The organism is Paracidovorax anthurii (assembly GCF_003269065.1).
Classification (GTDB): domain Bacteria; phylum Pseudomonadota; class Gammaproteobacteria; order Burkholderiales; family Burkholderiaceae_C; genus Paracidovorax; species Paracidovorax anthurii.
Genome location: NZ_QLTA01000082.1, coordinates 1 through 11,990, shown reverse-complemented (window position 1 = coordinate 11,990; position 11,990 = coordinate 1). Strand labels below are relative to the sequence as shown.

Here is an 11,990-nt window from a genome sequence, read left to right as displayed (position 1 = left end):
GCCCCGCCGCGCTGGCTGCGTCCCTCTTCCCACGCGCAGCGTGAGAGAAGGGGGAAGCCGCGAAGCGGCTCAGGGGGTTGTCGTCTCATTTCAGGACAGCCGCGTCACGCCGGGCAGCTCGCAGGCGTACACGGCGTTGCGCAGCGCGGCGATGGCCTCGTAGCGCGTGAAGCTGCGGCGCCACGCCAGCACCACGCGGCGCATCGGCGGCGGGCTGCCGTCGGGCTCCTCGATGGGCAGGTAGCGGATGTGGGTGTCGTCGCTCTTGCGGCGCTTGGAGCCCGTGTGCAGCGCGTCGCGCGGCACCGACAGGCGCGGCACCAGGGTCACGCCCATGCCGGCCGAGACCATGTGCTTGATGGTCTCCAGCGACGAGCCTTCGAAGGTGCGGCGGATGCCCTCGGCGTTGCTCGCGTAGCGCGCGAACTCGGGGCACACCTCCAGCACATGGTCGCGGAAGCAGTGGCCCGCGCCCAGCAGCAGCATGGTCTCGCTCTTGAGCTCGCCCGCGGAGATGCTTTTGCGCTGCGCGAGGGGGTGCGATGCCGGCACGGCGGCCATGAAGGGCTCGTCATAGAGCGGCGCCATCGCCAGGCCCGTGTCGGGGAACGGCTCGGCCATGATCGCGCAATCGATTTCGCCGGTGCGCAGCATCTCCAGCAGCTTGACGGTGAAGTTCTCCTGCAGCATGAGCGGCATCTGCGGCGTGCGCGCGATGGCGTGGCGCACCAGCTCGGGCAGCAGGTAGGGGCCGATGGTGTAGATCACGCCCAGCGTGAGCGCGCCGGCCAGCGGGTCCTTGCCGCGCTTGGCGATCTCCTTGATGGCCGCGGCCTGCTCCAGCACGCTCTGCGCCTGGCGCACGATCTCGTCGCCCAGCGGCGTGACCGAGACCTCGCCCGCGCTGCGCTCGAAGAGCTTGACCTCCAGCTCGTCCTCGAGCTTCTTGATGGCCACCGACAGCGTGGGCTGCGAGACGTAACAGGCGTCCGCCGCGCGGCCGAAGTGCTTTTCCCGGGCGACGGCGACGATGTACTTGAGTTCTGTGAGGGTCATTGTCTGAAGGGCGGCAGTGCGGGAAAGTGCGATTGTGCGACGGTGCAGGGCGGCATGGGACAAGATTCCGCATGCGGCCGCAGGGCCGTCAAGTCTGCCACGGATGCCGTCCCGTTACGTTCCTGGATGGATCACGGGCAAACGCTCCCGCTCATGCCTTCAGGTAATCCGACTTGCCGCCGAGCCAGCGGCCCACGTGGCGCCGGGCCAGTTCCGGATGGCCGTCGAGCATGCGCGGCGCGGTTTCGCGCGCCCATTCGAGCAGCAGCGTGTCGGTGGCGAGATCGGCGAAGCGCAGCATGGGCGCGCCGGACTGGCGCGCGCCCAGGAATTCGCCCGGGCCGCGGATCTCCAGGTCGCGCCGCGCGATCTCGAAGCCGTCGTTGGTCTCGGCCATGGCCTTGAGCCGGTCGCGCGCGGTCTCGCCCAGCCGCCCGCTGTCGCCCGTGGAGTAGAGCAGCACGCAGGCCGAGGCCGCGGCGCCGCGCCCCACGCGCCCGCGCAACTGGTGCAGCTGCGAGAGGCCGAAGCGCTCGGCGTGCTCGATCACCATCAGCGACGCGTTGGGCACGTCCACCCCCACCTCGATCACCGTGGTGGAGACGAGCACGCCCATGGTCCCTTCCGTGAAGAGCGCCATCACGGCCTTCTTCTCGGCCGGCGCCATGCGCGAGTGCAGCAGCCCCACCGCCACGCCGGGCAGGGCCTCGCTCAGCTCCACGTGCGTGGCCGTGGCGTTGGAGAGGTCCAGCGCCTCGCTCTCCTCGATGAGCGGGCACACCCAGTACACCTGCCGGCCGGCGGCCACCTGCGCGCCGATGCGCTCGATGACCTCGTCCTTGCGGCTGTCGGCGATGAGCTTGGTGACGATGGGCGTGCGGCCCGGGGGCAGCTCGTCGATGGTGGAGACGTCCAGGTCGGCGTAGTAGCTCATGGCCAGCGTGCGCGGGATGGGCGTGGCGCTCATCATCAGCAGGTGCGGCTCCATGCCCTGGTGCTCCAGCTTCTTGCGCAGCGCCAGCCGCTGGGCCACGCCGAAGCGGTGCTGCTCGTCGATCACGGCCAGCGCGAGCTTCTGGAAGCGCACCTGGTCCTGGATGACGGCATGCGTGCCCACCACCAGGGCGGCCTCGCCGCTTTCGATGAGCGCCAGCATGGCGGCGCGCTCCTTTTTCTTCTGCCCGCCCGCCAGCCAGGCCACGCGCCGGCCGCTGGCGGCCAGCAGCGGCTCCAGCCAGCCGATGAGCTTGCGGAAGTGCTGCTCGGCCAGAATCTCGGTGGGCGCCATCAGCGCGCACTGCCAGCCCGCGTCCATGCAGAGGGTGGCCGAGAGCGCAGCCACCACGGTCTTGCCCGAGCCCACGTCGCCCTGCAGCAGCCGGTGCATGGGCACGGGGCGGGCCAGGTCGGCGGCGATCTCGGCGCACACGCGCCGCTGCGCGGCCGTGAGGCCGAAGGGCAGCGCCGCCAGCAGCTGCTCGTGCAGCGCGAGGCCGCCGGCCGGCGGCGCGCCCGGCCGCAGCACGGGCGCGCGCAGGCGGTCGCGCTCGCGCTTGGATTCCAGCTGCGAGAGCTGCTGGGCCAGCAGCTCCTCGGCCTTGAGCCGCTGCCAGGCCGGGTGGCTGTGGTCCTCCAATGTGGCCAGGGCCACATCGGGCGTGGGGTGGTGCAGGAAGGCGAGCGCCTCGCGCAGCGTCCACCAGGCGGCGCCGCCGGCGAACCGGGCCAGGGGCGGCGCCAGGTCGGCCGGAACGGTCTCGGAGAGGTCCACCCGCTGCAGCGCGCCCACCACGGCGCGGCGCAGGTAGGGCTGGGGCAAGCCGGCCGTGGTCGGGTAGACCGGCGTGAGCGCGGCGGGCAGCTCGCCGCCCGCCACCCGGAACGCCGGGTGCAGCATCTGCCGGCCCCAGAAGCCGCCCTTGACCTCGCCCCGGATGCGCAGCCGCGCGCCCACGGCCAGCGTCTTCTGGTGCGAGGGGTAGAAGCTGAAGAAGCGCAGCTCGCAGGTGCCCGTGCCGTCGTCCACCGTCGCCACCAGCTGGCGGCGCGGGCGCAGCTGCACCTCGCAGGCGGTCACGGTGGCCTCGATCTGGGCGGTCTCGCCGTCGCGCACGTTGCGCAGCGGGGTGATGCGCGTCTCGTCCTCGTAGCGCAGCGGCAGATGCAGGGCCAGGTCGATGTCGCGCGCGAGCCCCATCTTCTGGAGGGCTTTCTGGGCGGGGCTGGGCGCGGCGGGCATGGGACGGCGGGAGCGGAAATCGGCGGGATCGGGGCCAGGGAGAGCGTGCGGGCCTTCGGAAAGTGGCGGATTCATGCCACCCCGGGGCACCCGACCCGCTCCCTTTCGGGCGCGCGAGAGGCTAACATGGCCGCAGCACACCGGCTGACTCACCCGATCTCCGCCCCCTTGTTCCCATGCTCAAGCGAATCAGCGTCCAGCACCTCACCCTGGGCATGTACCTGCACCAGTTCTGCGGCTCGTGGATGGACCACCCTTTCTGGCGCACGGGCTTCGTGCTGCAGGACGCCGCCGACCTCGCCCGGATCCACGGCACCGCCATCCAGGAAGTCTGGATCGACGTCTCCAAGGGCCGCGACGTGGCCGCCGGCGTGGCCACCGTCACGCCCGAGCAGGCCGAGGCCCGGCGCGAGACCGATTTCCAGAACCTGCAGGAGCTGCCCGAGCTGAAGGTCGCCCCGCCGCCGCCCGCCCCCCGCGCGCCCGCCCGGCCGGCGCCGCCCCGGGGCACGGCGCCGACCCGCATGGACGAGGAGCTGGCGCACGCGGCGGCGCTCACCAACCATGCGCGCCAGACGATGACCTCGATGTTCACCGAGGCGCGCATGGGCCGGGTGGTCGATTCCACCGAGGCACGCAGCCTGGTGGAGGAGATCTCCGACTCCGTCACGCGCAATCCGTCCGCGCTCATCAGCCTCGCGCGCCTGAAGTCCGCCGACGACTACACCTACATGCACTCGGTGGCCGTGTGCGCCCTCATGGTGGCCCTGGGCCGCCAGATCGGGCTGGAGGGCGAGCGCCTGCGCACGGCCGGCATGGCCGGGCTGATGCACGACATCGGCAAGGCGCGCGTGCCGCTGTCGGTGCTCAACAAGCCCGGCAAGCTCACCGACGAGGAGTTCGACGTGATCCGCGGCCACTCCGAGCACGGCCACCGCATGCTGCTGGCCTGCGGCGGCGTGGACGAGGAAGTGCTCGACGCCTGCCTGCACCACCACGAGAAGATGGACGGCACGGGCTATCCGCACAAGCTCCAGGGCGACGGCATCGGCCTGATCGCGCGCATGACCGCCATCTGCGACGTGTACGACGCCATCACCTCCGACCGCCCCTACAAGCGCGGCTGGGACCCGGCCGAGTCGCTGCGCCGCATGGCCGAATGGACCCACGGGCACTTCGACGCCCGGCTCTTCCAGGCCTTCGTCAAGAGCATCGGCATCTACCCCGTGGGCTCGCTGGTACGACTCGCCTCGGGGCGCATCGGCGTGGTGATGGAGCAGTCCGCCTCGCTGGTGTCGCCGCGCGTGAAGGTGTTCTTCTCCACCAAGGCCGACCTGCGCATCCCGCCCGAGGTGGTGGACCTCTCGCAGCCCGGCAGCGGCGACAAGATCGTCGCCCGCGAAGACCCCGACAAGTGGCGCTTCCCGGACCTGGTGGAGCTGTGGGCGAAGCCGGGAGACGCCGGCCGATGAGCGCCGCCGCGCGGCGGGCCGGCCGCCGTGCGCACCTATGCGATGGTCGAGCGCTCGCGCCACCTCGACTTCGACATCCGCGACCAGAGCGGCCGCGCGCCGCTCACGCAGCCGCACAAGCACGAGTATTTCCAGATCCAGGCCAACCTCGCGGGCGCCACCCAGCACCACGTGGGCGGCACGGTGCGGCCCTTCACGCCCGGCACGCTGAGCTTCGTGCTGCCGCACCGCATGCACCTCGTGCCGCACCCACCGGGCACGCGGTGGCTGGTGGTCAACTTCAGCCAGCGCTTCCTCTGGCCGGCCCTGCAGGTGGACCCGCTCGACCTGGAGGACGTGCCCCTGGCGATGGCCCCCGAACTCGCGCCCTTCCAGTTCCAGGAGCACCTGGATTTCACCTTCGACGGCGGCGACTGGCAGGCCGTGCTGGACGTGCTGGCCATGCTCCAGCACGAGAACACCGCCCGGCGCCTGGCCTCGCTCGCCCGCATCCGCGGCGGCCTGCTCGACATCCTGGCGCGCACCTGCCAGCGCTGGGAGGGCGAGCTGCGCGCCCTCGCCGCCCACCAGGCCCAGCGCGGCAGCCGGCGCGCGGCCCTGGCCCGGGTGCTGCGCTACCTGCGTGACGAACTCGCGGGCGAGCCCACGCTCGCGAGCGCGGCCGAGGCCGCCTGCCTCTCGCCCAACTACCTCGCCCACCTGATCAAGAAGGAAACGGGCCGCACCTTCACCGAACTGCTCACCGAGCGTCGCCTCGCGCTCGCGCAGGAGCTGCTGCTCGCCACCGCCGAGCGCATCAGCGAGATCGCGCGGCGCTGCGGCTTCGCGGACGAGGCCTACTTCGCCCGGCGCTTCCGGCAGTGGCACGGCCAGAGCCCTCGCGACTGGCGCACGCAGCGGCTGCGCGAGCTGCAGGGGCCCGGCGGTGGTCCGGCCGCCGGACCGGCCCCGCGCGATCGCGTCCAAGTCTTGCGCTGAATCGTCCGCATGCGGTGGCGCGGCCGCTCCTAGAGTGGCAGGCACCGGCCCGCCAGAGGCCGCACCGCCAACGCCCCAGGAGACATTCCATGCAACGCAGAGACATCCTCATGAACACCACCGCCACCCTCGGCGGCGCCCTGGCCGCCGGCTGCGCCAGCGTCGCCGCCACGCCCGCCGCCCCCTCGCCCTTCACCCTCGCCGTGCCCGCCGTGCCCATCGCGGGCGGCGCAGAGGTCTTTCCCGTGCACCGCATCTACTGCATCGGCCGCAACTACGCGGCCCACGCGCGCGAGATGGGCTCGGACCCCACGCGCGAGCCGCCCTTCTTCTTCCAGAAGCCCAGCGACGCCATCCAGTTCGTGCCGCCGGGGCAAACCGTGGACCACCCCTACCCCGCCCTCACGCGCAACTACCACTACGAGGTGGAACTGGTCGCCGCCCTGCACAGCGGCGGGCGCAACATCCCCGTGGCGCAGGCCCTGCAGCACGTCTTCGGCTACGCCGTGGGCCTGGACATGACGCGCCGCGACCTGCAGAGCGACATGAAGGACCAGAAGAAGCCCTGGGAGATCGGCAAGAGCTTCGACCTCTCCGCCCCCATCGGCCCCATCCACCGCGCCGCGCAGACGGGCCACTTCCCCCGCGGCGCCATCACCCTCTCGGTGAACGGCACCGTGAAGCAGCAGGCCGACCTCGACCAGATGATCTGGAGCGTGGCCGAGCAGATCGCCAAGCTCTCCGAAGCCTTCGAGCTGAAGGCCGGCGACCTCATCTACAGCGGCACGCCCGAGAACGTGGGGGCGGTGGTGAGGGGCGACGTGATGGTGGCGCACGTGGACGGGCTGCCGGATCTGGCGCTGAAGGTGGTGTGATCCGGGCGCGCAGGCCGCGGCGTGCCGCTCCCGGCCTGCATGGCCGCCTGCGCGCTGGCGGGCGTTGCTCGGCGCCCCGTTGATCCGCTGCCTAACGCCTGGCGGCCGGCAAGGAAGGTCCCGTGGGAAAATCGCCGGCTTCGCATCCCGCACTTCCACTTCCGCCCTCCTTGGAACGGGCCCGTCCGGCCCTCAAGCCCCTGCATGTCCGCCAGCCAGCCCCCCCGCGCCTTCACCCTCAGCGACTTCGACTTCTCGCTGCCCCCCGAACTCATCGCCCAGCACCCCGCGCCCGAGCGCAGCGCCTCGCGCCTGCTCGACGGCCGCGCCGAGGCGCCCGTGGACCGCATCTTCCGCGAGCTGCCCGGGCTGCTGCAGCCAGGCGATCTGCTGGTGTTCAACGACACGCGCGTGGTCAAGGCGCGCGTGTTCGGCGAGAAGGAGAGCGGCGGCAAGGTCGAGCTGCTGATCGAGCGGGTGCTGGTGGGCGGCTCCGGCAACGAGGTCGTGGCCCACATGAAGGTGAGCAAGAAGCCCGCCGTGGGCGCCACGCTCCAGATGGCCGGCGGGCCGGCGCGCGGCGGCTTCGGAGCCACGCTGCTGGGCCGCTGGCCCGATGAAGACGGCCCGCTGTTCCGCTTCGCGCTATCCAGCCCCGACGGCGCGGCCCCCCACGCGCTCATGGAGCGCCACGGCCACATGCCGCTGCCGCCCTACATCGAGCGCCACCAGGACGGCGGCGACGACCCCGACGCGGCCGAGGATGCCGAGCGCTACCAGACCGTGTTCGCGCGCGCGCCCGGCGCCGTGGCGGCGCCCACGGCGGCGCTGCATTTCGACGATGCGGTGCTCGCGGCGCTGGCCGAGCGCGGCGTGGAGCGCGCCAGCGTCACCCTGCACGTGGGCGCGGGCACCTTCCAGCCGGTGAAGACCGAGAGCCTGGCCGAGCACCGCATGCACAGCGAGTGGTACGAGGTGCCGCTCGCCACGCTGGCGGCGCTGGAACGCTGCCGCCAGCGCGGCGGCCGCGTGGTGGCCGTGGGCACGACCACGGTGCGCACGCTCGAATCCTGGGCGCGCAGCGGCCAGGCCACGGGCGACACCGACATCTTCATCACGCCGGGCTTCGCCTTCCAGGTGGTGGACCTGCTGGTCACCAACTTCCACCTGCCCAAGAGCACGCTGATGATGCTCATCAGCGCCTTCGCGGGCTACGAACACGCGATGGCGCTCTACCGCCACGCGATCGCGCAGCACTACCGCTTCTTCAGCTACGGCGACGCGATGCTGCTCGCGCGCCGCTGACGCACGGCAATGGCACCCGGGCCCGCCCACTCCACAGCCGCCGCCTCCCGCCGCGCGGACCTGCGCCGCGCGCTCGGCGGCATCGCGCTCACGGTGGCCGCCTGCGCGTGCTTCGCGGTGCTGGACGCCACCAGCAAGCACGTGGCGCTGGCGGGCATGCCGATCGTGATGGCGCTGTGGCTGCGCTACGTGTTCCAGGCCGTGCTCACCACGGCCTACGTGCTGCACCGCGAGGGCCTCGGCGCGCTGCGCACCACGCAGCCGCGCTTCCAGGCGCTGCGCGCCGTGCTGTTCGCGGCCACGAGCTTCTTCGGCTACCAGAGCCTGCGCTTCATGCCGCTGGCGGAGTTCACCGCCATCGTCGCGACCACGCCGCTGTGCGTGACGCTGGTGGCGGCGTTCTGGCTGCGCCAGCGCGTGAGCCCCGCGCGCTGGGTGCTGGTGGCGGTGGGCCTGGCCGGGGCGGTGCTCATCGTCCGACCGGGCGGCGCAGTCTTCACCTGGGCGCTGCTGCTGCCCTTGGCGATGCTGGCCTGCGGCACGGGCTACCAGGTGATCAGCAGCACGATGGCCGGGCGCGAGAGCCCGGCCACCACGCAGCTCTACACCGGCTGGCTCGCCACCGCGCTGGTGTCGCTGGCCCTGCCCTTCGCGTGGGAGGCCGTGCCCGATCCGTGGCTTTGGGCCGGCACCTTCGTGATGGGCCTGGCCAGCGCGCTCGGGCACCTGATGCTGCTCAACGCCTACGCGCGCACCACGCCGCCCACGATCGCGCCCTTCCTCTACAGCCAGATCGCTTTCGCGATGCTGGCGGGCTGGTGGGTGTACGGCCACGTGCCCGACGGGCCGTCGCTGCTCGGCATGGCCGCCATTGCCGCGAGCGGCGCGGCGGGCGCCTGGCTCACGGTGCGCGAGGCGCGGTGACACGGAGGCTGAAGCGTTTCAGCCTCCATGTCGCCGTATTCATTGCGTTTTATGCTACACATTTAATAGCAATCCACCGAGCGGCGGATCAGTAGGCAACGGCGTGGCCATCCTTGCGCGGGTCGGAGCCCGCCGCGTAGGCGCCGTCCTCCAGCCGCAGCACCAGTTGCGCGCCGCCGAAGGCAAAGACGCCGTCGCCCTCCTCCACAGCCACCGCGTGGCCGCGCTCGCGCAGCGCCTGGACCACGGCCGGGTCGAACGCCGGCTCCACGGCCACGCCGCGCCCGCCCGTCACGCGCCAGCGCGGCGCGTCGGCGGCGGCCTGCGGGTTCTGGCCGTAGCGCAGCACGCGCAGGGCCATCTGCACGTGGCCCTGCGACTGCATGGGGCCGCCCATGACGCCGAAGGCCATGCGCGGCGCGCCGTCGGCATCGGTGGCGAAGGCCGGGATGATGGTGTGCGAGGGGCGCTTGCGCGGCCCCACCTCGTTCGCGTGGCCGGGCTCGGTGGTGAAGCAGTGGCCCCGGTTCTGCAGGCTGATGCCCGTGCCGGGCACCACCACGCCGGAGCCGAAGCCCATGTAGTTGGACTGGATGAACGAGACCATCATGCCGCTCTCGTCGGCCGCCGCGAGGTACACGGTGCCGCCCGGGCGCGGCGTGCCGTGGCCGGGGTCGCCCGCGCGGGCCGGGTCGATGAGCGCGGCGCGCTCGCGCAGGTAGGCGTCCGAGAGCAGGTCGCGCGGCGCCACGCGCATGGCGTCGGCATCGGCGTTGTGCCGGTACAGGTCGGCCAGCGCGAGCTTCATGGCCTCGATGCTGGCGTGCACCGTGTCCACGTGGTCCACGGGCCGCGCGCCGATGCCGTGCGCATCGAGCATGCCCAGCGCCATCAGGGCCGCGATGCCCTGGCCGTTGGGCGGGATCTCGTGGATCACCGCGTCGCCGAAGCGCCGGCTCACCGTGCCCACCCAGTCGGCCTGGTGCGCGGCGAGGTCGTCCTCGGTCATCGCGCCGCCGTGCTCGCGCGCGTGCGCGGCGATCTGGCGCGCGAGATCGCCGCGGTAGAAGGCCTCGCCATCGGTGGCGGCGATGCGCTCCAGGGTGCGGGCATGCGCCTCGCTGCGAAAGACCTCGCCCGCGTGCGGCGCACGGCCGCCGGGCAGGAAGCACTCGGCGAAACCCGGCTGCGCCCCCAATTTGGCCGCGCCCAGCGCCCACTGGCGCGCGATGGTGGGAGAGACGGAGAACCCGCCGCGCGCGTAGTCGATGGCCGGCTGCGCGAGCTGCGCGAAGTGCAACCGGCCGAACCGCCGCGACAGCGCCACCCAGGCCGAGACGGCGCCGGGCACGGTGACGGCGTCCCACCCCGTCTCGGGAATGCCGCCGCGCTGCGCGAAATAGCCGGGCGTCCACGCGGCGGGCGCGCGGCCCGAGGCATTGAGGCCGTGCAACTCCTGGCCGTCCCACACGATGGCGAAGGCATCGCTGCCGATGCCGCAGCCCGTGGGCTCGACCACGGTGAGCACCATGGCGGCGGCGATGGCCGCATCCACGGCATTGCCGCCCGCCAGCAGCATCCGCAGGCCCGCCTGCGCCGCCAGCGGCTGCGAGGTGGACACGATGTTGCGGCCCATGACCGCGCTGCGGCGGGAGGCGTAGGGCAGTGTCCAGTCGAGGGCGCGGGCGTCACGGGGTGCGGTCATGCGGTGTCTCCTTCGGGGGTGGGGGAAGATGGAGATAGCATTCTTGCAGGCGCCGAAGGCCCTGCCCGCGCGGCAGCCCTTGCCGAAGGCGTCAGCTGCGCCCCATGTGCTCCTGCAGCAGCTTCAGCGCTGCGGCGTCGAAGGGGCCGCGGTGTACGCTGTCCAGGGCGTTGTTGAGCACTTCCCAGGTGCGGCCCTTTCCGTGCTGCTCCGCATTCTTCACGTGGATGGCGTCCAAGTCGCCGAATGCGATGGTGCGGCAGGCTTCGGCCGTGACCGGCTCCTTAGTGTGCAGGTGCACGTAGAGCGGTGGAGCGGGCTGGCCGTTCGTCAGCTTTCCCGGGGTCAGCTTCACCTCGAAGACCGTTCCCCGGTGCTCGTCGGGATCGCTTTTCGAACGCAATTTGACTGGCGCACCGATCTTCAGGCCCTGGCCTTGCCCATCGGCCTTCATCAGGTGCGCGACATGCTTGAGCCGGGGGTACGAAAAGGTCTTGACCCGGTCCAGTTCCAGGGCATCGATCTGCGCGTGCAACTGCTTGAGCGGCTGGATCCGCTCTTCGCCGAATTTCCGCAAGAGTTCTTCCGCCGGCCCCTTGCCATCCGCACCCTGCAATGCATGCAATTTCCCCTGCATGGCCTCCCAGCGGCCTGCGCTTCCGAACCAGCTGTCGAGGGACAGGCGCATCTGGTTGCCTGCTTCCAGCGGATCGCTGGCTTCGTTGCGATAGATCTCCAGGGTCGATGTGTCCTTGCGCAGCGACTCGCCTACCGCGATCAGGTCCCCCAGGCTTGCCACGCGAGCCTCCGGGGGGCGTTTGAATCCGCTCAGGCGCTCATGCGCCAGCTGCAGCAGGGCGCTGTGCGCCGGCTCCGGCGCCTGCGCAGAAGAGGAAGACCCGCTGTCACTCCCCTGCACCTTCTGCTTGCGGAATTTGGCCTGTGCCTGGGGCTTCTGCCGCTGGGCCGCCGCTGGGGCCGGTGTATCGGTCTTCTCGGCGAGGTCCACGCTGTCGTCCGGATTGCGCGGTGCCGCAACCGGCCCGATGGGCTGTCCCAGATACGTTGTCCCCTGCACATGCTTGACCGCGGATGGCGGCAGCTTGTAAGAACGTGTTTACGATCTTCTGAGTAGCAGAGCCAGAAACGCCAAGTGGACGAACTGTAAGCTGGTGTTGAGCCATCGCTCACAGTTCTTCCATAGCCGCCGATTCTTGTCCAGCCAAGCAAAGCTGCGCTCAACCACCCAGCGCTTGGGCATGACCTTGAAGGTGTGCAACTCGCTTCTCTTGGCGATCTGCACCGTCACATGCTCACCCAGGATGTCCTTGACGCCTTGCGCGAAGGGCTCGCCTGTGTAACCGCTGTCCGTCAGCACACTTTGCACCCGCCCCAGCGAGCGCTTGCAGCGCTTGAAGGCCGCAAGCGCTCCCTTG

At 71.4% G+C, this 11,990-nt stretch carries 10 protein-coding genes; 5 read left to right on the top strand and 5 right to left on the bottom strand.

All coding sequences use genetic code 11. The annotated features are described in order from the left end of the window. Positions 1–90 precede the first annotated feature (90 nt). Both AX018_RS23410 and recG read right to left on the bottom strand, forming a co-directional pair. Positions 91–1,056, bottom strand: a complete 966-nt coding sequence (locus tag AX018_RS23410; protein WP_111882545.1) for a LysR substrate-binding domain-containing protein — start codon at positions 1,054–1,056, stop codon at positions 91–93. Positions 1,057–1,207: 151 nt separating this feature from the next. After that, positions 1,208–3,295, bottom strand: coding sequence for an ATP-dependent DNA helicase RecG (recG, locus tag AX018_RS23405; protein WP_111882542.1), 2,088 nt, complete (start codon positions 3,293–3,295; stop codon positions 1,208–1,210). Between the two features lie 176 nt (positions 3,296–3,471). On the opposite strand from recG, the gene AX018_RS23400 reads away from it, so the two are divergent. From AX018_RS23400 to AX018_RS23380, 5 genes are all read left to right on the top strand, one after another. Continuing rightward, entirely contained in the window at positions 3,472–4,767 is a 1,296-nt protein-coding gene (locus AX018_RS23400; protein WP_111882539.1) for an HD-GYP domain-containing protein, read from the top strand. A gap of 42 nt (positions 4,768–4,809) precedes the next feature. Continuing rightward, positions 4,810–5,745 (top strand): AraC family transcriptional regulator, encoded by a 936-nt coding sequence (locus tag AX018_RS23395; RefSeq protein WP_111882537.1) that lies wholly within the window; start codon positions 4,810–4,812, stop codon positions 5,743–5,745. A gap of 89 nt (positions 5,746–5,834) precedes the next feature. Continuing rightward, complete coding sequence (locus AX018_RS23390; protein ID WP_111882535.1) at positions 5,835–6,620, top strand: fumarylacetoacetate hydrolase family protein; 786 nt, start codon at positions 5,835–5,837, stop codon at positions 6,618–6,620. 204 nt (positions 6,621–6,824) lie between these two features. Beyond that, positions 6,825–7,925 carry a tRNA preQ1(34) S-adenosylmethionine ribosyltransferase-isomerase QueA gene (queA, locus tag AX018_RS23385; protein ID WP_111882532.1) on the top strand — a complete coding sequence of 367 codons (1,101 nt, stop codon included), beginning with the start codon at positions 6,825–6,827 and terminating at the stop codon, positions 7,923–7,925. A 9-nt stretch (positions 7,926–7,934) separates the two neighbouring features. After that, positions 7,935–8,849, top strand: coding sequence for a DMT family transporter (locus AX018_RS23380; protein WP_111882530.1), 915 nt, complete (start codon positions 7,935–7,937; stop codon positions 8,847–8,849). 88 nt (positions 8,850–8,937) lie between these two features. Here the strand turns inward: AX018_RS23380 and AX018_RS23375 are convergent, their stop codons facing one another. The 3 genes from AX018_RS23375 to AX018_RS23365 form a co-directional block, all read right to left on the bottom strand. Continuing rightward, complete coding sequence (locus tag AX018_RS23375) at positions 8,938–10,554, bottom strand: gamma-glutamyltransferase family protein (protein ID WP_111882527.1); 1,617 nt, start codon at positions 10,552–10,554, stop codon at positions 8,938–8,940. A gap of 91 nt (positions 10,555–10,645) precedes the next feature. Beyond that, a complete protein-coding gene (locus AX018_RS23370; RefSeq protein ID WP_211322515.1) occupies positions 10,646–11,563 on the bottom strand; it encodes a T3SS effector XopP-like protein in 918 nt (305 codons plus the stop codon). Between the two features lie 108 nt (positions 11,564–11,671). Further along, the coding region (locus tag AX018_RS23365) for a transposase (RefSeq protein ID WP_146749253.1) at positions 11,672–11,990 on the bottom strand (319 nt) is incomplete at its 5' end.

What these genes read in the sequence shown, in the direction of transcription:
- AX018_RS23410 (WP_111882545.1), bottom strand. Translation starts at nt 1,056, where the DNA reads ATGACCCTCACAGAACTCAAGTACATCGTCGCCGTCGCCCGGGAAAAG.
- recG (WP_111882542.1), bottom strand. Translation starts at nt 3,295, where the DNA reads ATGCCCGCCGCGCCCAGCCCCGCCCAGAAAGCCCTCCAGAAGATGGGG.
- AX018_RS23400 (WP_111882539.1), top strand. Translation starts at nt 3,472, where the DNA reads ATGCTCAAGCGAATCAGCGTCCAGCACCTCACCCTGGGCATGTACCTG.
- AX018_RS23395 (WP_111882537.1), top strand. Translation starts at nt 4,810, where the DNA reads ATGGTCGAGCGCTCGCGCCACCTCGACTTCGACATCCGCGACCAGAGC.
- AX018_RS23390 (WP_111882535.1), top strand. Translation starts at nt 5,835, where the DNA reads ATGCAACGCAGAGACATCCTCATGAACACCACCGCCACCCTCGGCGGC.
- queA (WP_111882532.1), top strand. Translation starts at nt 6,825, where the DNA reads ATGTCCGCCAGCCAGCCCCCCCGCGCCTTCACCCTCAGCGACTTCGAC.
- AX018_RS23380 (WP_111882530.1), top strand. Translation starts at nt 7,935, where the DNA reads ATGGCACCCGGGCCCGCCCACTCCACAGCCGCCGCCTCCCGCCGCGCG.
- AX018_RS23375 (WP_111882527.1), bottom strand. Translation starts at nt 10,554, where the DNA reads ATGACCGCACCCCGTGACGCCCGCGCCCTCGACTGGACACTGCCCTAC.